The organism is Pseudoalteromonas sp. PSi26 (assembly GCF_054960575.1).
In genome coordinates, this window is the sequence record NZ_JBHNYT010000019.1 from 35,826 (window position 1) to 56,470 (window position 20,645).

A 20,645-nucleotide genomic window follows, 5' to 3' on the forward strand; every position below is an offset into this window, starting at 1 on the left:
ACATTATCTACCAGTACTCTTACTTACTTGGAATCTTATTTAAGCGTTTTTAGATTTAAATAATATCGATTCAAAAATTATGGTAGTTTGTGTTTTTAATTTTTTAGTTAATACAATTTGCCTTTTAAGGCTGTTTTTAAGATACTAACTAAGTGCTAACGAGTTACGTAAAATCGTAGCACAAACTATAGTACGACAAAGTAATAGATTGTTTTATATAGATTTAATTAAAAACCTCATAACTATCACAGTTAATGCATTTGCTATTTATAAGTAGAGCCACTATTAACCTCTTTTATTAATATAATTTATAAAACAAGAATCGGTAGGGGTTTTGTTTTAAATTTAAGCGCCGTATTAATTGAATTCTTAACTCTGTTTTTTATCACCATTTTTAAAATTATTGTTATGCTGGATAGTTTTAGAATGTAGAGCGCTTGTAATCGTTTACTTGCAAAACGCTACCAAATTATTAATGTTGATTTCAGTTTTCAATTTTGGAGTTAAAAACAATGAATGCTTATATATGGGCAATCCCTGCACTCACACTTACCATAATTTTGCTCAAACTAATAAGTGACTCAAGCAAAAAATAACATAGTGAACATTTAATTTAATAGGCTGCTTCTAAATTAGCTCGAAAATATCTAAGCATTAATTAATTACTTTAAATGCCCAGTAATACACAGCCTCATTTGTTATTGGGTTTAATTATTAATTAGCCGCGACTTGCTTAAATGGATTTCGTGTATCTTGGTGCTCATCTAAATTACGCATTAAAATGGCGTGCTCTAAATTAATACCTTCATCTAGTGGAATTTTTACAATATGCCCTGAGCCTTTGGCATCGCTAATACTTTCGCCCTTTTTGTTTTGCATGTATTCAAGCTCAAACGTAATGTTTCCTTGCGGTGTCATCAGCTCCAAAGAATGCCCAACACAAAATTTATTTTTAACGTCTATTTCAACTAGTCCATTTTCGCAGCGCCCTAGTACTTCACCCACAAATTGCTGCTGAGTTGATACCGAGTGACCGTATTCGTAGTTTTGATATTCTTGGTGAGCATGGCGCTTTAAAAAACCTTCGGTATAGCCTCTATGTGCTAAGTTCTCAAGCGTCTTAAATAAGTTTGTATCGAATGGTTTACCCGCAACCGCATCATCTATTGCTTTACGGTATACCTGAGCGGTGCGCGCAACGTAATAAAATGATTTAGTACGCCCTTCTATTTTTAAACTATGTACGCCCATTTTTGTAAGTTGTTCAACATACTGCACGGCACGCAAATCTTTTGAATTCATAATATAAGTGCCATGCTCATCCTCAAACGCAGGCATATACTCACCTGGGCGACCTTGCTCTTCAAGCATAAATACATCGTTACTTGGCACGCCTTCGCCAAGAGTAGGAATTACCTGTTTCGGATCAAACTTATGTACCATTTCGCCGGTTTCGTTCTCAGTACCGGGTTTAACATCGTATTCCCAACGGCATGCATTCGTACATGTACCTTGATTTGGATCGCGCTTATTTATATAACCCGAGAGTAAACATCGTCCAGAATAAGCCATACATAATGCACCATGCACGAATACTTCTAGCTCGGTGTCTGGACACTGTCTGCGTATTTCCTTTATTTCTTCAAGCGATAGCTCGCGAGATAAAATAACACGCTCAATACCTTGCTTTGCCCAAAACCGCACGCTAGCGTAGTTAACGGCATTTGCTTGCACTGATAAATGAATCGGCATTGTTGGCCATTTTTCACGAACAAGCATAATTAAACCCGGATCGGACATAATCAGCGCATCGGGCCCCATTGCTATTACGGGCTCAATATCACGTAAATACGATTTAACCTTAGCGTTATGTGGTGCAATATTTGATACCACATAAAACTTTTTATTTAATGCGTGAGCTTCATTAATACCTACTTGTAAGGTCTCTAAGTCAAACTCATTATTACGCACACGCAAACTGTAGCGAGGCTGGCCGGCATAGACTGCGTCAGCACCATAAGCAAAGGCGTAACGCATATTTTTTAAACTGCCTGCAGGGCACAATAGTTCAGGTATAAAACGGCTTGAAGAAACAGGTGACATTTGCGCTCCCTACAACAAAGGACATTAAGCCAATGGTGTGCGTTATAAATTTAAATATAAAAGCAGAAGCGCGGCAGTATAAAGAGCACTAAAATTATGCCTTTGATCAAGATCATAAAATTGTAATTGAACTGGTTTTTAATAAAATTAGGATTTTTCAGCTAAAGCGCGTATAATTCGCGCCCGTTAATATTCACACTTTTACTTATAAATTATTGGAGCATAAAGATGGCTTTAGAGCGTACTTTCTCAATCGTAAAACCTGATGCAGTAGCTAAAAACCACATCGGCGCTATCTACAACCGTTTCGAAACTGCTGGCCTTAAAATCGTTGCAGCTAAAATGGTTCACCTTTCACAAGAGAAAGCTGAAGGCTTCTACGCTGAGCACAGCGAACGTCCTTTCTTTGGCGCTTTAGTTTCTTTCATGACTTCTGGCCCAGTAATGGTTACCGTTCTTGAAGGCGAAAACGCTGTTCTTAAAAACCGTGAAATCATGGGTGCTACTAACCCTACTGAAGCACTAGCTGGTACTTTACGTGCAGACTACGCTGACAGCATCGACGAAAACGCTGTTCACGGTTCTGACGCTGTTGAATCTGCTGCTCGCGAAATCGCGTACTTCTTCGCTGACGAAGAGCTTTGCCCACGTACTCGTTAATTTGAGTTTCACAGTTAACCCTGTGATGCAAAGTATGAAAAGGGCTTTCGAGCCCTTTTTTAGTCATTAATTAAAGTATTACACTGGCATATTTGATGTTTTACTTAATGATTAAAGTGAGTGAATTGTGTACAATTCGCCCTTGTAAATTTTATCACCACCGTTACTGATTAAGGTTGTTTCATGACCACTGCGCAAAAAAAGATTAACTTATTAGATTTAAACCGAGATGCAATGCGTGAGCTATTTGTATCGTTCGGTGAAAAGCCATTTCGTGGCGATCAGGTGATGAAATGGATCTATCATTTTGGCGTAGATAACTTCGACGAAATGAGCAATGTAAATAAAAAGCTTAAAGAAAAGCTTAAAGCTGAGTGCGAAATTGTAGCCCCTGAAATATCAGTTCGCCAGCAAGCGAGCGACGGTACAATCAAATACGCATTAGTACTTGAAGGCGGACAAGAAGTTGAAGCCGTGTGGATCCCTGAAAAAGAGCGTGCAACGCTGTGTGTATCATCACAAGTTGGCTGCGCCCTTGAATGTACTTTTTGCTCTACCGCACAACAAGGCTTTAACCGTAACTTAAAAGTTTCAGAAATTATTGGCCAAGTATGGCGTGTAGCTAAAGATATTGGCCTAGATGGCAACAGCGAAAAGCGCCCTGTTACTAACGTAGTAATGATGGGTATGGGCGAGCCATTACTTAACGTTAAAAACGTAGTACCAGCAATGGAGTTAATGATGGACGATTGGGGCTTTGGTTTATCTAAGCGCCGCGTAACATTAAGTACATCGGGCGTAGTACCTGCACTTGATTTATTAAAAGAAAAAATTGACGTAGCACTTGCTATTTCACTTCACGCGCCAGATAACGCACTGCGTGATATTTTAGTGCCTATTAATAAAAAGTACCCTATTGAAGAGTTTTTAGCCGCATGTCGTCGTTACATTGATGGCTCTAAAGCCAATAAAGATGTAACAATTGAGTACGTAATGCTTAACGGCGTAAACGACAGCACCGACCAAGCTCACGAATTAGTTAAAACGTTAAAAGGCACGCCTTCTAAAGTAAACCTTATCCCGTTTAACCCGTTCCCAGGTAACGAATATACACGTTCAAGCAATAGCCGAATTGACCGTTTTTCTAAAGTATTACAAGCTGCTGGTATTACTTGTATTGTTCGCCGAACTCGAGGTGATGACATTGACGCCGCATGTGGGCAATTAGCCGGCGATGTAGTTGACCGCACTAAACGTATGGCGAAAAAGAAAATGCGTGACGATAACAAAATCTCAGTTAACATCCAGCAAGCCTAAATTTAGTTAAATTACTAAAAGCCCTCCTGTTAAATCGTTTATTATTAAATAATTGATGCAACATGAGGGCTTTTAGGTAATATAGGCAATATGGACAAAAATAAAGAGATAAGGTAATGCGATCTATACTTGCTATAACACTATCGGCACTGGCTTTAAGTGGCTGTGTTACCGAAAGTAGTTATAACGGCAGTAATAAGCCCGTTGTCAAAAATAAAATTAATAACGCCGGGGCAGCACGCACTCGAATAGCTTTAGCCTTACAGTATCTAAAAACAGGTAATAATTCACAAGCAAAATACAACCTAGAACGCGCTGCTGAATTCGCTCCCAACTTACCTGAAGTTCACTACTCTATGGCATATTACTATCAGCAAGTAGGTGAAAACCCATTAGCCGACAGAGCCTATCAAAAAGCATTAGATATAAAGCCTGATGATCCTAATACACTTAACAACTACGGTGTATTTTTGTGTGGTATTGATGAGTACGACCGTGCCACCGACCAATTTTTAAAAGCCATTGAAATTCCAACGTATATTCGTGTTGCCGAGAGCTACGAAAATCTAGCGTTGTGCGCCATTGAATTTGATGATTTTGAAAACGCAGAAACATACTTTAAACAAGCGCTTAATCATAGCTCTCAACGAACCTCTACTCTTATAAGCTTAGCGGCTCTGTTTTATGCAAAAAGTGACTTATACAAAGCAAACGACATTCTTAAAAAACATGACGACACAGGCCGAGTATCTTCGCGTGCTTTAATGCTTAGCTATTTAGTTAAAAATCGTATGGGTCGAATAGAAGAAGCCGAAAAAGTAGCAAGCACACTTTTACAAACCTATTCTACTAGTAACGAAGCATACGCAATTAGAGAGCAACGCACACGATTTAACGAATTTGAAATGCTGCGCGAGAAATATCGTAAGGCAAAACTCAATGAGTTAAAAGCTGATGCAGACAGCACGTATATAAGTGCAAAACCAAAAATAAAAATAGTAAGAAAAAAGGCACCTAATCAAGACAGCACAACAAGCCTGATTATTAAGCAACCGGCACAATTAACCCCAGCAAAGCCTGAACAAAACACGCAAGATGCGAATCCGGTCATAGCCAGAAATGATATGAACACAAGCGCAGAAACAACTGTTGATGAAGTTGCAACAACACCAGAAGTGACTCCAAAAAAAGTTACACCTAAAGCACCTGTAACACCAATTGCAAAACAGCCAGTACAAGCTGAAACAAAACAAATTAAACCCTCAGGGCCATCAACAGATACATCTGCGGTATTACTTGCGTTAACAACTCAACCAAATACAACAAATATGCCTGAGTCCGTTGTTGAAGAACCTGTTACTAAGTCAAGCACAGCAGCAGCTTCAACGGTAACAGCTAAAGTAGTACCAGCACAACCAAAAGAAGAGGTGAAAATTATTTCTTTTGGGGCGCCTAAAACGGCTAACTTTAATTCTCCTCAAATAAATCAGCCAGCAGTCACGACGAACACGACAGCTGCCAATAACGACTCAAATGTTGTTTTTTACGAAGCCACTAAAAACGAAGATATTTTTGAAACGAGTGATTACCAAAGCGGTAATGATGTTACATTTACAAATTTAGCGTCAAATAAGCAAACAGCATTACCTATGCTAAATCCTAAAGTGGCTCCATTACGAGTGCCTTTTCATATCATTGAGTTTGGTGAAAACCTATTTAGCATTTCGGTGCGATACAATGTTAAACTACAAAAGCTCCTACAATGGAATGGATTAAAAGAGTCGGATCGGGTCATGAATGGCAGCAAAATTTACTTAAACGATCCTAATATTTATTACGAAATTAAATCTGGCGACTCCCTTTACGATATTGCTACCCAGAAGCAAGTATTAATTGATGAATTAATGCGATGGAATAAATTAAGTCCTGATATAGAGCTAAAACCAGGACATAGACTTTTACTAGTGGATCCAGACTCATACCTATTATGAATGAAGAAAATACGCAAAGCGAGCAGCCTACAGTAGGCCAAATTTTAAAAGCACACAGAGAGCAAGCCAAGGTAAGCATTGAAACCATCGCTAAACCACTAAAGCTATCTGAGTTTCAAATTAAGCACCTTGAAAATGACGACTTTCAAGCGTTAGGACCTATTACTTTTGTTAAAGGCTACATAAAGAACTATTGCCGCGAATTAAAGGTAGATAGCGCCCCTATATTAGCTATGTTGCCAGCGCCACCTGAGCCAGCAAAACCAGCGAACATGCAAAGCTTTTCTCGTCGTACAGAAAAAGAAGCCAGCGATAGCCGTTTAATGTTAGTTACCTACGTTATAATAGCCATTGTTATTGGCTCCTCAGCTTTATGGTTTTGGCAAAACGCCACCCCCATAGAAGAGCAAACCACAAATATAAATATTGGCAACACTATAATGAGTGAACGCCAAGCCATTCAATCAACGAATATTGAACAGCAAAAATCGGCAAACGACGCTGATGAGTTACGCCAAGAGCCTGTTGAGCAAAGTACAGATTTAACAAATAACGAAATAACACAAACAGTTAACGAACAAACTGCAGAGTCAGATACCGATAAAGCCAACATCAGCACAATAGAAATGCTATTCAATGACGAGAGTTGGGTCGAAATACACGACGGAGAAGGCGAAAAAATAGCCTTTGGCGTTAAAAAAGCAGGTTACAGAATGACTGTTTCTGGCACACCTCCTTTTGCTGTTGTGCTTGGTAAGCACAATGTAGTTAACATTACCTTAAACGGTGAGCCAGTGGATATCTCGGCTTTTCCTAAGAACCGTTTAGCCAAATTTACATTACCATTAGCAGAGTAGTCGCTATGTTTTCAGAATCACCAATTAAACGCAGAAAATCCACCCGTATTAATGTAGGCAATGTGCCTATTGGCGACGGCGCTCCAATTGCCGTGCAGTCGATGACTAATACCGACACCATGGACGTTGATGCAACCGTTGCACAAATTCAAGCCATACAAGATGCTGGCGCCGACATAGTACGAGTATCGGTACCCACTATGGACGCAGCTGAAGCGTTTAAAAGTATAAAAGAGCAGGTCAGTATTCCGCTTGTTGCCGATATTCACTTTGATTACCGCATAGCCCTAAAAGTGGCAAAGTATGGCGTAGATTGCTTACGTATAAACCCTGGTAATATCGGAAGCGAAGAGCGCATTAGAGCTGTTGTTGATTCAGCTCGCGAGCACAACATCCCTATTCGTATTGGCGTTAATGGCGGCTCACTTGAGCGCGATTTACAGGAAAAATATGGTGAACCAACACCTGAGGCGTTATTAGAATCAGCAATGCGCCATGTAGATATATTGCGTCGCCTTGATTTTGATCAATTTAAAATATCGGTAAAAGCATCAGACGTATTTTTAGCTGTTGGCGCATACCGCTTGCTTGCAAAAGAAATAGACCAGCCTTTGCATTTGGGTATCACTGAAGCTGGCGGCATGCGTTCAGGTTCGGTTAAATCGGCTGTTGGCTTAGGCATGTTACTAGCTGAAGGTATTGGCGATACATTACGAGTATCACTCGCCGCCGACCCGGTACAAGAAATAAAAGTAGGCTTTGATATATTAAAATCACTGCGCATTCGCTCTCGTGGTATTAACTTTATTGCCTGCCCCAGCTGCTCACGCCAAGAATTTGATGTAGTAAGCACTATGAACCAACTAGAAGAACGCCTTGAAGATATAATCGAACCGGTTTCTGTATCGGTTATTGGTTGTGTAGTAAATGGCCCTGGTGAAGCACTCGTCAGTGATATTGGCCTTGCCGGTGCAAATCGCCGTTCTGGTTTGTATATTAATGGTGAACGTCAAAAAGCCCGTATCGACAATAACAATATTGTTGAGCAACTAGAGGGCTACGTTCGCGATTTCATAGATAAAAAACAAAGCCAAACCCCTATCGATGTAAAAATAGTCGAATAAATAACGTATAAACCGCCAAGCACTCGTGTTTGGCGTTGACCTGTATAATAATAGATTGACCTAAGCATTCATAAGATACAGAGTTCAACGCTTCATTTGGACTTTATATCAAAGAAATACTTTTAATAATGGTAGTTTCTTTTAATTCCACGACGCTCGCATCTTGGGGTCGTTTGGGTATATAATATCGGGTCAATTTTTAGCATTCTCGTTGTGTAAGCATTTTTTATTACACATAAACAGTAATTAGGATTTATCAGTGGCAAAACAAATTCAGGCAGTTCGCGGTATGAACGATTGTCTGCCGGGCGATACACAAATTTGGCAGAAAGTAGAAAACATTTTACGCGAGACTGTAGCATCGTTCGGTTATCAAGAAATTCGTTTTCCTATTGTAGAATCAACAGATCTATTTAAACGCTCTATTGGTGAAGTAACCGATATAGTAGAAAAAGAAATGTACACCTTTGCTGATCGCAACGGCGATTTACTGACTCTTCGCCCTGAAGGCACTGCAGTCTGTGTACGCGCTGGTAACGAAAACGGCTTATTGTATAACCAAGAGCAACGTCTTTGGTATATGGGCCCTATGTTTCGTCACGAACGTCCGCAAAAAGGACGTTATCGTCAATTTCACCAATTTGGTTTAGAAACCTTTGGTATTGCCACAGCCGATATAGATGCTGAAGTTATTTTATTAACAGCACAGCTGTGGGAAGCATTTGGCATTACCGAGCATGTACGATTAGAGCTTAATTCATTGGGGTCTAATGAAGCTCGCGCACAATACCGCGATGCGCTTGTTGCTTACCTTGAACAACATACTGACGTGCTTGATGAAGACTCAAAACGCCGCATGTATTCAAACCCATTACGTGTGCTTGATAGCAAAAATCCTGACGTACAGGCAATATTAGTTGATGCGCCTAAACTTTCAGAACATTTAGATGCTGAATCAAAAGAACATTTTGAAAATTTATGTGAACGTTTAGACGCTGCTGGCGTCTCATACACGGTTAACGAAAAATTGGTACGCGGTTTAGACTATTACAACCGCACAGTATTTGAATGGGTAACCGACAGCCTTGGCGCGCAAGGTACTGTGTGTGCTGGCGGACGCTACGATGGCTTAGTTGAGCAACTTGGTGGAAAGGCAACTCCAGCAGTTGGTTTTGCAATGGGCCTAGAGCGCTTAGTTTTGTTACTTCAGGCACTTGAATGTGTTGGTGACATTCGCCGTAATGCTGATATATATTTAGCGGCAATGGGCGACAAAGCAAGTATTCAAGCCCCGATTATTGCGTCTGAACTACGCCGTGATGTGGCTGGCCTTCGAGTGATGGTTCATGCGGGTGGCGGAAACTTTAAAAAACAATTAAAACGTGCCGATAAAAGCGATGCACTTGTTGCCGTAATTATTGGTGAAGATGAATTAGAACAAGGCGTTGTGACCATAAAGTATTTACGTGAACGTAAAGAACAAGTCACATTAGAATTAGAACAAGCTAAAGCGCTACTAGCTGAGCTTATAAACGGCTAAGCAGATATTAGAGGTAATCATGGATATACATTCAACAGAAGAAGAACAAGCAGAAGCAATTAAACGCTTTTTCCGTGAAAACGGTCTTTCACTGGCACTTGGTGTAATTGTCGGCTTAGGTGGCTTATATGGTTGGAAAGCTTACAACCAAAACCAAATTACAACCGCTGAGCAAGCGTCAGATTCTTACACTAAATTAGTTGAAGGTGATGATGTTTTATCATCAGCTGATGCTTTTATCAGTGAAAATAAAGATACAAACTATGCAGCACTTGCGGCGTTTGTTGCCGCTAAAGATGCGGTAGAAGCACAAAAGTTAGATGTTGCTAGCGAAAAGTTAAGCTGGATTGTATCAAACGTTGATAATGCAGAATTAAAAGCGATTGCGATTACACGTTTAGCGCGTATTCAAATTGCACAAACTAATTTTGACGATGCTTTAAGCACACTCAATGCACCATTACCTGAAGCATTTAATGCAAACGTTGCAGAGCTCAAAGGCGATATTTATGCCCAGCAAGGTAATAAAGAGCAAGCACGTACTGCTTATCAAGCTGCGGTAGATGCAGGAGGGTTAACAGGCAACCCTTTATTACAAGTTAAGTTAGATGACCTAGCAGTAACTAGCCCAGCGGCATAAGGTTTTAGGTATGAAAAAATTAACGACCGCAACCCTTGCCCTATGTATGGCAACGCTAATGGGTTGTTCATCAAGTGATGAAGAAGACGAACTAGTCCTTCCAGAAATCGTCAATCAATTTGAAACTGATGTGGTTTGGCAAGAGTCGGTAGGTAGCGGCGTAGAGCATTATTTTTCTCGCTTAACACCTGCTGTTTACAAAGACACTGTTTATGTTGCTAACCGCGAAGGTCAAGTAGAAGCGTTATCGCTTACTAACGGCGATGTACAGTGGGACACTGACGTACGCCAAGACACCTCATTTTGGCCTTGGAGCGACGACGGTTCAGCAAAATTATCAGGCGGTATATTACAAGCTTATGGTAAACTGTATATCGGTTCTGAACATGGCTTTGTTGTAGCACTCGATCGCGAAACCGGCGAAGAGGTATGGCGTAAAAACGTACCAGGTGAATCACTTTCAAAAGCAGCAGCAGGCGATGGCTTAATATTTGTAAACTTAGGTTCGGGTAAATTACTAGCACTTCACCCAGATACTGGTGAAGAGCGTTGGAGCTTTGAACAAGAAGTACCAGCACTTACATTACGCGGACAAAGTGCACCTACTGTTGCAAACGGTGGTGTTTTAGTTGGCCTTGAAACAGGTAAATTAAGCGTATTAATTTCAGAAAGTGGTTACTCAGCTTGGAGCGCAGAAATTGCAGCTGCAAAAGGTGCTTCAGAATTTGAACGCCTCGTTGATGTAGATACGCAGCCGCTTATTAGCGGCCCATACGCTTATGCAATTGCATACAACGGCAACTTAGCTGCAGTGGATATTCGCTCTGGTAATGTTGTTTGGAAACGTGAATACAGCAGCTACCGCGAAATTTCGATGGATGCACAAAGTATTTATGTAGTAGACAGCAACGGCGTTGTTTATGCATTAGATAAAAATTCAGGTATTGAACGTTGGAGCCAGCCCGCACTTCGTGGTTGGTACTTAACAGGTCCTGCTGTTACAGGTAACTATTTAGCCCTAGGCGACCAAGAAGGTAACCTACACTGGCTAAACAAGGAAACTGGCGAGTTAGTAGCGCGTGAAGACTTTGACAGCTCAGGCTTCTTTGTTGAACCTGTTGTTGCCGACGACAAACTGATATTATACACCCGTGACGGTGAAGTAAGTGCGGTAACAATACCAAACTAACTTACTAATAGTCATATGGTTTTTATAAGGCTTCGCTCTGCGAAGCCTTTTGTTGTTTTTTAAAGAGGTAGTTTATGCTTCCCGTGATCGCTCTAGTTGGGCGACCCAATGTGGGCAAATCCACATTATTTAACCGTTTAACACGTACTCGTGATGCACTCGTAGCCGATTTCCCAGGTTTAACACGAGATAGAAAATATGGCCAAGCTAGTTACGATGGCTATGAATTTATCGTGGTAGACACGGGCGGTATTGATGGCACTGAAGAAGGCATCGAGATCGAAATGGCTGACCAATCGCTACTTGCAATTGAAGAAGCCGACATCGTACTGTTTTTAGTTGATGCCCGCGTAGGCATGACCGTTGCCGACCAAGCTATTGCTAATCATCTTCGCAAGCAAGACAAAAAATGTTTTGTTGTTGCCAATAAAACCGATGGCATTGACGCTGATTCAAACTGTGCTGAATTTTACCAGTTATCGCTGGGTGAAATTCATCACATTGCAGCAGCGCATGGTCGCGGTATTACGCTTTTACTTGAGCACACACTTCAGCCTGTTATTGCCGAACTAGCAGCACAAGATGAAGACGTAGCCGATGACGATGAAGAGCTAATAGACCTTTACGAAGAAGGTGAAGGCGATGATACCGACCATCAAGCATTTGCAGATAAACCGGTAAAGCTTGCAATTATTGGTCGTCCCAATGTAGGTAAGTCAACACTTACAAACCGTATACTAGGTGAAGAACGTGTAATTGTGTACGATATGCCTGGTACAACGCGCGACTCTATCTATATCCCTATGACACGAAACGAAAAAGAGTACGTGTTGATCGACACAGCCGGTGTTCGTAAACGTAAAAAGGTAAGCGACGTAGTAGAAAAGTTCTCAGTGATTAAAACACTGCAGGCCATTGAAGACTGTAATGTTGTTTTACTGGTTGTGGATGCGCGCGATGGTATATCTGATCAAGACTTAAGTTTATTAGGTTTTGCGCTTAACTCGGGTCGTTCATTGGTTATTGCCGTGAACAAATGGGATGGTCTTGATGACTACGTTAAAGATCGTATAAAAACAGAGCTTGACCGTCGTTTAGGCTTTATTGACTTTGCACGCTTGCACTTTATATCAGCACTTCATGGCACAGGTGTTGGCCACTTATTTGAATCCGTTGATGAAGCTTACGAGTCAGCAACTAAACGTATTAGCACCGCTATGCTACGTCGTATAATGGACATGGCACAGGCCGATCACCAGCCGCCACTTGTTCGTGGTCGTCGTGTTAAGCTTAAATACGCGCATGCCGGTGGTTATAATCCGCCACGTATTGTAATTCACGGTAACCAAGTTCACGATTTACCAGATAGCTACAAACGCTACCTGATGAACTATTACCGTAAAGCACTAAAAATTATGGGCACCCCAATCAAAATTGAATTTAGAGAAGGTGATAACCCATTTGCAGGGCGTACTAATAAAGTAACGCTTTCGCAAAAACGTAAAATACGTGCTTTCGCAAAAGAAAACCGTAATAAATAAATTCGTTAGAGTTAATTTACTACAAAAAACGGCGTACTTTTTAGTACGCCGTTTTTGTTTTAATACATTATTAAACGTTACAAGCTAAGTAAAGCTAAGCGCACTAAGTTCTCAACCGTGGTTTCGTGCGCACTTTTATTTTTATTAGTTGGCATAAACCTAGAAGCAGGCGGTTTAATAGTTACAAACCCATGATTGGTTGCCATTTCGTGGGCTAACAGTTTTCGCTCTTTAGGTGTTAAATGGTTTTCGTGTATTTTAGCCAGCTCGCCACTATCAAGCCATATTCCTGCACAACCTGGGCACTCGTCTATCTCAACCACTTTGAGCGGTGAAAAAAACCGGCGCATCATCACCACTTTTTTGCACTTCGGGCAATTAATTCGTAGCGATACATCGTATTCACTCTCGCTATATTCACTCAAATACTTAAGTAGAACCTGACCATGCTTTAACTCAGGCGAGCTAAACTTAAAAATTTGGCTGTTATCAAAAAACACGGCGCCTTGCGCTGACGTAAAAACAGTAATCCCGCCAACGAGTAAAGGTTCAAGTGGCGTATTACTACGAGGACAATACATTTAAAATTCCTTTTTATTTATGTTCATTTACTCAAGCGCTTTATGAATAAGCCCAACAAGCGGCGCTGGCAATGTAATATTACCTGCAAGTACAAACTCATGCGCGTCATCTGACATTTTTTGCCATGTACGGCGAATAATCCCTATCCATTTTTGCTCATCGTAATCAGGCTTACTATTAGCAAACCCCAACATGTAATGCTCAATAAATACGAGGCTTGCTACGTCTTCTACTAATTGGCTGTCGGGGTTACGTTTAATATTCTTTTTAGCGACTGCATCGTACACTCGGTTTTGCTCAGCTTCGCCGTAACCAGCTTGCTGCATAAGCGCTACAACGCTACTTGCATGAAATATATAAAGTGCACTGCGCCATTGATGATAGCCCTGCTTATTCATTTCAAAGTCACTACGCGGCGACTTCCAGCGCTGTATATGCTGCCCACGCACTGCAATTTGCATAAGCTCGTCAGCGTCTGGGTTAAATCGGCTAAGCATATCGCTCATACGCTGTGAGTATAAGTACTCTTTAGGAACACTCTCCCCATTAAATTGCTCATTGTTTGGGTCTTGATTGTTTGCTTCATCAATTAAGGCAATTACTTTATTAAACATGACGGTCATTTTTTATAATAAGTTTTAATTATTCTAAACGCTGATAAAACAATAAACTAGAGCTGCTGTAAGTTATGCAGTGAAATTTGCTCAACCTTAAAATACAATCGATAAATACATATGAGGAAAAGTAAGCGCATTGCTTAAGTTAACTTGGTACTATATTAAACACAAATTAAAATAAAAAAGCGCGACTAACTCGCCAATAACGGATGACTATGTTTAAAAAACGTATTTTAGCTATGTGCTTAGCAGCCACCTCGCTACCAAGCCTTGCCGATAGTAACAGCGACTTAAAAACCATTATTGATAACCACTGGCAAAACGCCAAAGCTGAAAAAATATTTTTCCGTACCGACCCAGACGGCTGGAAGCCAAACGGTACATTACCAAATTGGAGCGAGCAAGCCATTGCAAAGCGCCAAGCTTATAACAACAGCGTACTAAAAAGCTTAGCCCGTATTAACCCAAAAACACTCAACAACGATCAGCTAATGAACTACCGCTTATTTAAATATGAGCGAGAAACCGAGCAGCAAAGCTACCTTTATCAAGATAAGTATTTTCCGGTTAATTTTTTAAGTGGCTGGCATACTTACTTTGCAGAAGCGCCCGCTAACATGGCTTTTTTAACAGCTGATGATTACAACGCATTTTTAATCAGCCTTGCCGACTACCCGCGCTTTAATCAGCAAAATATTGATTTAATGAAAGAAGGTATAAAAACAGGCTTTACTCATTACTGTAAAACCTTTGAAAATTACAACCAAAGCATTAGCGCGCACATAGTTAAAAACCCCGAAAATAGCGCCCTTTACGAGCCCTTTACGCGTTTACCTAAAACCTTTAGCGCAGCGCAAAAAGCAAGCTTAAAACAAAAAGCACAAGCGGTAATTAAAGAAAAAGTAATTCCTGCCTATCAGCATTTTTACGAATTTTTTGAAAATGACTATATGTCACATTGTAGAACGCAGCCTGGTATTGCAAGCGTTAAAGGCGGGCTTGATTATTACAAATACACCGTTAATTACTACACCACAACAAGCGCCACACCAAAGCAAATACATGAGCTAGGCCTTAAAGAAGTCGCGCGTATTAAGGCGCAAATGCAAAATATTATTGATGAAGTAGGCTTTGATGGCACCTATAGTGAATTTTTAGAATATTTAGCAACCGATGAGCAATTTTACGCAAAAGACGCGCAAGACCTACTTGAAAAAACCGCTTATATCACGCAAAAAATGTATGGCAAATTACCCACTTACTTTGGCCACTTACCTCGTAACACCTTTACTATTAAAGGCTCTGCAAGCCGTGGTGCGTTTTATATGCCACCGCCAGATAACCGCTCGCCAGGCACTTATTTTTTAGCCTCAACACCTAAACTGCAGCCTTTATATAATTTAGAAGCACTTAGTCTGCACGAAGCCATACCCGGGCACCATTTACAAAACGCCATTGCTATGGAGCTAAATGTACCCGAATTTAGGCGCACACTTAGCCATTCTGCATTTGGCGAAGGTTGGGCGCTTTATACAGAACGTTTAGGTAAAGAAGCGGGTTTTTATCAAAGCCCTTACAGCGATTTTGGCCGTTTAGGCTACGAAATGTGGCGTGCAGTACGCTTAGTGGTTGATACCGGTATTCATGCATTTGGTTGGAGCCGCCAAAAAGCAATTGACTACTTAGCTAGTCACACCGCTTTACCACAAAGCGCGGTGGAAGATCAGATAGATCGTTATATTTCATGGCCAGGCCAAGCGCTCTCTTACAAAATGGGCGAAATAAAAATACGAGAGCTTCGCGCAAAAGCCGAAAAAGAGCTAGGCGCTCAATTTGATATACGCAGCTTTCACGACACTGTAATAGGCCAAGGCTCCCTGCCAATGGCAGTACTTGAAGACGTTATAAACGATTGGATAGCAGAGCAAAAACCATAATTTAAAACCCTGCTTCAATAAAATCAGAGGCGGTAACTTTACCGCCTTTTTCTAACTTAAAGTCTTGCACTCATTTTAAAATTTAGTCGATTAAACACTATTAATTAATCCTCATCGACTTTTGCTTCGTAGATTTAATCATCATAAAAACCAGAGCAAAAGTATGAGCAAACGCATTTTATATTGGCTACAAAACGATTTACGCCTAAACGACAACCCAATCTTTAGCAAACTTGCACTACAGCAATGCGCACTAGACGTCGTGTTTGTAATTAACCCCAACTGGTTTAAAAACTCAAATTATCAGCAAAAGCAGTATGGTGAAAACAAGCACACCTTTTTAATGCAAAGCCTTTATGAATTACAGCAAGCATTAATTGCACGAGGCCAAACTCTGCACGTGCTAGAAGGCGAACCAGTTAGTGTTTTAAAGCAACGTATTAAAGAGCAACACATTGAAGAAGTGGTTTATAGTGAGCAATTTGGTGTGTACGAACAGCGCGAAGTTAATTTATTAAAAGCTCATTGTCCTGAAGTCCTGTTTACCGGTACCCTGCAGGATACCTTGTATCAGCAAAACGAACTGCCATTTAACTTAACAGATTTACCCAAAAGCTTTACCCCATTTAAAAAGAAGGTTGAAGCTGCCAACATACCAATCACGCTGTCGCACATTACAACCGAGCTATTGCCTAAACCTATTACGTTGTGCGCTAAAAACCCAATTGAGTTGCCAAAAGCAATTAACAACTCAATGCATGGTGGCTTAACAAGTGCACAAAAACACTGTGAACAGTACTTTTCAGGCGAATTACCTAGCACTTACAAAATAACTCGCAACGCGCTTGACGGCTTTGACAACACCACTAAATTTAGCCCATGGCTTGCTTTTGGGTGTATTAGCGCAAAACAAATATACAATGCGGTTGAGCAATACGAACAAACACATATCGCTAACGATTCAACCTACTGGATTAAGTTTGAACTACTGTGGCGCGAATACTTTAAATGGCACGCGCTAAATGTACAAAGCAGCTTGTTTAGTTTTAAGGGGCAAAAGCAAACTAAGCCACTTACTACGTTTATGCCAAACCGTTTTGCTGCTTGGTGCCAAGGCACAACGCCTTACCCCTTGGTTAATGCCATCATGAAAGAGCTCAATGCCACCGGTTTTATAACAAACCGCTCAAGGCAAATTGTGGCAAGCTGCTTAGTTAACGAGCTGGCACTCGATTGGCGTTACGGCGCAGCTTATTTTGAGCAGCAGCTAATTGATCATGACGTAGCAGCCAATTGGGGCAACTGGCAGTACATAGCGGGAGTAGGCGTTGACCCACGTGGCGGGCGGCACTTCAATATTGAAAAGCAAACACAGCAGTTTGACCCTAAATCCATTTACACCAAAAAATGGGGAGGCAATCAAAGCCCTGATGCACAGCTCGATCACTTAAACGAAGTAGATTGGCCTATTTAAGCCAATCTACCTCCACCTAGTTATATTTAAAACAGCTGCGCAATGCCAACATTAATGGCAAAGCCACCTAAGGTTAAAAACAAAAACAAACAGCCAGCTAATAACAGTGGTTTAATACCGGCTTGGCGAATAGCACCAACATGTGTACGCAGCCCAAGTGCGACCATGGCAATGGTAAGTAATATATTGTCAAACCATATAATGGCGTTTGTAGCACCTTGGGGAATAACCGATAACGAATGAACGCCACTTGCCACTATAAATAACAACGCAAACCAAGGAATCGTAATTCCTGATTTTTGTTCGCCGCCCTGTGCGTTTATGTTTGCATGCTTTTTACTTTGCCAAAATGATAAGCCTACTAAAAATGGCGCAAGCATCATTACGCGTAGCATTTTTTCTATCACGGCGGTGTCGGCTGCATTGGCACTTACCGCAGTCCCTGCTGCTACCACTTGTGCGACTTCATGAATGGTTGAACCAACAAAAATACCGTATGCGTGTTCACTCAGCCCCATGTACTCAAACAGTATTGGGTAGGCAAACATACTTAACGTGCCAAATACCACCACCGTTGCCATCGCTACGGATACTTTATGCGCCTGCGCTTTTATAACCGGCTCTGTTGCCATTACCGCAGCGGCGCCACAAATAGAACTACCCGCACCAATAAGTATGGTTGTTTGTTCATCAAGCTTAAAAACGCGCTTGCCTAGCTGTATTGCTAATATAAACGTACCTAACAGCATTACCACATCGGTTAATAGGCCATGCCAGCCTACACCCGCTACTTGCGCAAAGGTAATTCTAAACCCAAATAAAATAACGCCCGCTTTGAGTAATATACTTTTGGCGTAATCAACGCCTACATCTGTACGCGTAGCAATGTGCGCAAAAACGCTGTTGCCCACAATAATGCCAAGCACAATACCAATAGTGAGTGAGCTAAATTGCGCACTTTGCATTATAGGTAACTTACTTAATGCAACAGATGCCCCCGCTAACACAACCACCAGCAGCATACCTAACCACCAGCGCGTATCGCCGTATTGCTTAGTATTAATAACCAAAGGCTGAAACCCATTTTTAATAGCGCTAAGCATAATATTCCCTCACTTAAACCATGTTGATGTGTTGACTTAATTGTAAGAAAGCTCAAAATATAACTCCAATATATTAAAATCATGATTTGATAACTTAAGGTTATACAATTTAAGGTTGTTCAATGAACTTACATGCACTTAGGGTGTTTTATACAGTGGCTAAGTTGGGTAGCTTTTCAGGTGCAGCCGAGGCTCTTTTTATAAGCCAGCCTGCTGTTTCTAAGGCGCTAAAAGAGCTAGAGCATCAGTTAAATATTCAACTTATTGAACGTGCATCTAAGGGTAAAAAGCTCACCTTAAGCGAAGGCGGCCAAGCCTTGTATGATCACGCCCGTAGTATTTTTGCTATCGAAAAAGCCGCCCTAGACGATATAAAATCGCGAACGGGGCTTAAGCGCGGTACATTAGTTATAGGCACCAGCACCACCATTGCCAGTTATTGGCTACCGCCTTATTTAGCCAAATTTTGTGCGCAATACCCGCATATAAAAGTAGAAGTACAAGTGGCTAATACCGCGCAAATTGAGCACGCATTACTTGAATGCACCATCGATTTAGCACTGGTTGAAGGCACACCTACCGAGCATCATATAATAAGTAAGCACTGGCAAAATGATTTAATGAGTGTGGTTATACCGAGCAACTTTAAGCCCACTAAAGACTTAAAAGCATGGTTAAACGAGCAGTTTTGGCTACTGCGCGAGCCAGGCTCGGGCACGTTAGAAATGTCTGTAAAGTTATTAGCTGAGCATGGCGTACAAGCAGAGCAAAGTATGCAATTAGGCAGCAACGAAGCCATTGCCAGGACCGTCGCTCAAGGTATGGGGGTCGCTTTATTGCCAAATGTAGTCACTGAAGATTTAGTGCAGTTAGGCAAATTAACGCGCCTGAGCCAAAAAAATAACAAGCAACTCTCTCGGCCTCTTTATCAACTGCATTATAAAGACAGACCGTCTTCGCATGCTGCGCAAGCGTTCGAAAAAAGCCTGTTTAGTGAATAGAAGTTATGAGTGTAAAACTATGATTAGATTGTAAGTCACCTATAAGCGAAAAAACTTTAGCTAAATGCAATTTGTTTGCATTTTTCACAAACCACAATTGAGTTTTTTCAGATCGCATTAATGTCATAAGCCACATAACTTTAAGTAAAAGACTAATAATCAATACCAAAGTCATGCTCATTCACATGTGTGGATAATATAACTAAGGTTAAGAAAAATACCTTGATGCTAAACCAATACCAATAATTAAAATAATTAATAAAACCCAATATTTTTTTGAACCATCTAAATTTTCACCGCACACAGGGCAAGATGATGACGCGATTGGAGTCCCGTTAAGATTTGTCGTTTTAACTACAGGTGAAGTAATCCCTGCTTTACACTTTTTACACTTCATAAATATCCATTTTAATTATAAATAAAATAACTGGTTGATGCTCACATAACACTTACAGACCCTGCGTTAAATCTTCTGCCAATGACCCCGTGGGTTTTTCAATCACACGCACCAACTCTTTACCATTTTGTTTAACAATAAATGTAGGGGTGTATTTTAAATCATGTGCCTGTGCAACACCTGCATCGTCTTGCTTGTTGTAACCCACTGCCACATAGTTAACACTTGCCAGTTCAACTTTTGACTGTTCAAGAAGTTTAATCAGTTTAGGTACTTCGCGGTGGCTGTCGTGACACCAAGTACCAAATAATACAACTAGCTCTTTACCTTTAAGCTTTTGCATTAACGCAATATCTTTAGAGGTAGGGGTAAACGTTGAGTAATATTCGCTAAATTTATCGTAATCGTTTAGTAAAGCCTGCGCGCTTATATCACCTGAAAATGGCGCAACATCGTCAGCACACGCTGCCAATGGCATGCTTAAGGCGCATAATAAAATTAATTTTTTAATCATTAGGTTAAGGTAACTTTTAAAATGAGTAATTAAGCTCACTATACTGAATATTACTGAA

17 protein-coding genes are annotated in these 20,645 nt (G+C 40.8%); 12 read left to right on the forward strand and 5 right to left on the reverse strand.

Annotated features, from left to right (window positions below; translation table 11 throughout):
- Positions 1-714: 714 nt before the first annotated feature.
- On the reverse strand, positions 715-2,103 hold the full coding sequence (gene trhP, locus ACFI34_RS16950) for a prephenate-dependent tRNA uridine(34) hydroxylase TrhP (RefSeq protein ID WP_462674337.1): 1,389 nt from the start codon (positions 2,101-2,103) through the stop codon (positions 715-717).
- 228 nt (positions 2,104-2,331) lie between these two features.
- On the opposite strand from trhP, the gene ndk reads away from it, so the two are divergent.
- The 9 genes from ndk (at position 2,332) to der (ending at position 12,962) form a co-directional block, all read left to right on the forward strand.
- Positions 2,332-2,763, forward strand: coding sequence for a nucleoside-diphosphate kinase (gene ndk, locus ACFI34_RS16955; RefSeq protein WP_462674338.1), 432 nt, complete (start codon positions 2,332-2,334; stop codon positions 2,761-2,763).
- 183 nt (positions 2,764-2,946) lie between these two features.
- A complete protein-coding gene (rlmN, locus tag ACFI34_RS16960; RefSeq protein WP_006793574.1) occupies positions 2,947-4,080 on the forward strand; it encodes a dual-specificity RNA methyltransferase RlmN in 1,134 nt (377 codons plus the stop codon).
- Between the two features lie 116 nt (positions 4,081-4,196).
- A complete protein-coding gene (gene pilW, locus ACFI34_RS16965; protein ID WP_462674339.1) occupies positions 4,197-6,071 on the forward strand; it encodes a type IV pilus biogenesis/stability protein PilW in 1,875 nt (624 codons plus the stop codon).
- Positions 6,068-6,928 (forward strand): RodZ domain-containing protein, encoded by an 861-nt coding sequence (locus ACFI34_RS16970; protein ID WP_462674340.1) that lies wholly within the window; start codon positions 6,068-6,070, stop codon positions 6,926-6,928. Before pilW ends, ACFI34_RS16970 begins: the two co-directional genes overlap by 4 nt.
- Positions 6,929-6,933: 5 nt before the next feature.
- The gene (gene ispG, locus ACFI34_RS16975) at positions 6,934-8,052 is read left to right on the forward strand and encodes a flavodoxin-dependent (E)-4-hydroxy-3-methylbut-2-enyl-diphosphate synthase (RefSeq protein WP_006793571.1); all 1,119 of its coding nucleotides are present in this window, start codon (positions 6,934-6,936) and stop codon (positions 8,050-8,052) included.
- Between the two features lie 259 nt (positions 8,053-8,311).
- Positions 8,312-9,592 carry a histidine--tRNA ligase gene (gene hisS / locus ACFI34_RS16980; protein WP_462674341.1) on the forward strand — a complete coding sequence of 427 codons (1,281 nt, stop codon included), beginning with the start codon at positions 8,312-8,314 and terminating at the stop codon, positions 9,590-9,592.
- Positions 9,593-9,611: 19 nt separating this feature from the next.
- On the forward strand, positions 9,612-10,232 hold the full coding sequence (locus tag ACFI34_RS16985; protein WP_006793569.1) for a YfgM family protein: 621 nt from the start codon (positions 9,612-9,614) through the stop codon (positions 10,230-10,232).
- A gap of 10 nt (positions 10,233-10,242) precedes the next feature.
- The gene (gene bamB, locus ACFI34_RS16990) at positions 10,243-11,421 is read left to right on the forward strand and encodes an outer membrane protein assembly factor BamB (protein WP_462674342.1); all 1,179 of its coding nucleotides are present in this window, start codon (positions 10,243-10,245) and stop codon (positions 11,419-11,421) included.
- Between the two features lie 74 nt (positions 11,422-11,495).
- Positions 11,496-12,962, forward strand: a complete 1,467-nt coding sequence (gene der, locus ACFI34_RS16995; protein ID WP_462674343.1) for a ribosome biogenesis GTPase Der — start codon at positions 11,496-11,498, stop codon at positions 12,960-12,962.
- Between the two features lie 77 nt (positions 12,963-13,039).
- Here the strand turns inward: der and ACFI34_RS17000 are convergent, their stop codons facing one another.
- Together ACFI34_RS17000 and ACFI34_RS17005 are read right to left on the reverse strand one after the other, a co-directional pair.
- A complete protein-coding gene (locus ACFI34_RS17000) occupies positions 13,040-13,543 on the reverse strand; it encodes a TFIIB-type zinc ribbon-containing protein (RefSeq protein ID WP_462674344.1) in 504 nt (167 codons plus the stop codon).
- Positions 13,544-13,570: 27 nt separating this feature from the next.
- A complete protein-coding gene (locus tag ACFI34_RS17005) occupies positions 13,571-14,158 on the reverse strand; it encodes a DUF4202 domain-containing protein (protein ID WP_462674345.1) in 588 nt (195 codons plus the stop codon).
- Positions 14,159-14,376: 218 nt separating this feature from the next.
- Here ACFI34_RS17005 and ACFI34_RS17010 point away from each other — a divergent pair, with 218 nt between their 5' ends.
- Together ACFI34_RS17010 and ACFI34_RS17015 are read left to right on the forward strand one after the other, a co-directional pair.
- The gene (locus ACFI34_RS17010) at positions 14,377-16,098 is read left to right on the forward strand and encodes a DUF885 domain-containing protein (protein WP_462674346.1); all 1,722 of its coding nucleotides are present in this window, start codon (positions 14,377-14,379) and stop codon (positions 16,096-16,098) included.
- 163 nt (positions 16,099-16,261) lie between these two features.
- Entirely contained in the window at positions 16,262-17,572 is a 1,311-nt protein-coding gene (locus tag ACFI34_RS17015; RefSeq protein WP_462674347.1) for a DASH family cryptochrome, read from the forward strand.
- Between the two features lie 26 nt (positions 17,573-17,598).
- On the opposite strand, the gene ACFI34_RS17020 is transcribed toward ACFI34_RS17015, so the two are convergent.
- Positions 17,599-18,675 carry a YeiH family protein gene (locus ACFI34_RS17020; RefSeq protein WP_462674348.1) on the reverse strand — a complete coding sequence of 359 codons (1,077 nt, stop codon included), beginning with the start codon at positions 18,673-18,675 and terminating at the stop codon, positions 17,599-17,601.
- Positions 18,676-18,797: 122 nt separating this feature from the next.
- Here ACFI34_RS17020 and ACFI34_RS17025 point away from each other — a divergent pair, with 122 nt between their 5' ends.
- Complete coding sequence (locus ACFI34_RS17025; protein WP_462674349.1) at positions 18,798-19,676, forward strand: LysR family transcriptional regulator; 879 nt, start codon at positions 18,798-18,800, stop codon at positions 19,674-19,676.
- 449 nt (positions 19,677-20,125) lie between these two features.
- Here the strand turns inward: ACFI34_RS17025 and ACFI34_RS17030 are convergent, their stop codons facing one another.
- Positions 20,126-20,587: a thioredoxin family protein gene (locus ACFI34_RS17030; RefSeq protein ID WP_462674350.1), complete on the reverse strand. Its 462-nt coding sequence runs from the start codon at positions 20,585-20,587 to the stop codon at positions 20,126-20,128.
- Positions 20,588-20,645: the final 58 nt, after the last annotated feature.

Bases quoted from the DNA above. Each gene is read 5' to 3' on its own strand.
- trhP (WP_462674337.1), bottom strand. From the start codon at position 2,103: ATGTCACCTGTTTCTTCAAGCCGTTTTATACCTGAACTATTGTGCCCT.
- ndk (WP_462674338.1), top strand. From the start codon at position 2,332: ATGGCTTTAGAGCGTACTTTCTCAATCGTAAAACCTGATGCAGTAGCT.
- rlmN (WP_006793574.1), top strand. From the start codon at position 2,947: ATGACCACTGCGCAAAAAAAGATTAACTTATTAGATTTAAACCGAGAT.
- pilW (WP_462674339.1), top strand. From the start codon at position 4,197: ATGCGATCTATACTTGCTATAACACTATCGGCACTGGCTTTAAGTGGC.
- ACFI34_RS16970 (WP_462674340.1), top strand. From the start codon at position 6,068: ATGAATGAAGAAAATACGCAAAGCGAGCAGCCTACAGTAGGCCAAATT.
- ispG (WP_006793571.1), top strand. From the start codon at position 6,934: ATGTTTTCAGAATCACCAATTAAACGCAGAAAATCCACCCGTATTAAT.
- ACFI34_RS16985 (WP_006793569.1), top strand. From the start codon at position 9,612: ATGGATATACATTCAACAGAAGAAGAACAAGCAGAAGCAATTAAACGC.
- bamB (WP_462674342.1), top strand. From the start codon at position 10,243: ATGAAAAAATTAACGACCGCAACCCTTGCCCTATGTATGGCAACGCTA.
- der (WP_462674343.1), top strand. From the start codon at position 11,496: ATGCTTCCCGTGATCGCTCTAGTTGGGCGACCCAATGTGGGCAAATCC.
- ACFI34_RS17000 (WP_462674344.1), bottom strand. From the start codon at position 13,543: ATGTATTGTCCTCGTAGTAATACGCCACTTGAACCTTTACTCGTTGGC.
- ACFI34_RS17005 (WP_462674345.1), bottom strand. From the start codon at position 14,158: ATGTTTAATAAAGTAATTGCCTTAATTGATGAAGCAAACAATCAAGAC.
- ACFI34_RS17010 (WP_462674346.1), top strand. From the start codon at position 14,377: ATGTTTAAAAAACGTATTTTAGCTATGTGCTTAGCAGCCACCTCGCTA.
- ACFI34_RS17015 (WP_462674347.1), top strand. From the start codon at position 16,262: ATGAGCAAACGCATTTTATATTGGCTACAAAACGATTTACGCCTAAAC.
- ACFI34_RS17020 (WP_462674348.1), bottom strand. From the start codon at position 18,675: ATGCTTAGCGCTATTAAAAATGGGTTTCAGCCTTTGGTTATTAATACT.
- ACFI34_RS17025 (WP_462674349.1), top strand. From the start codon at position 18,798: ATGAACTTACATGCACTTAGGGTGTTTTATACAGTGGCTAAGTTGGGT.
- ACFI34_RS17030 (WP_462674350.1), bottom strand. From the start codon at position 20,587: ATGATTAAAAAATTAATTTTATTATGCGCCTTAAGCATGCCATTGGCA.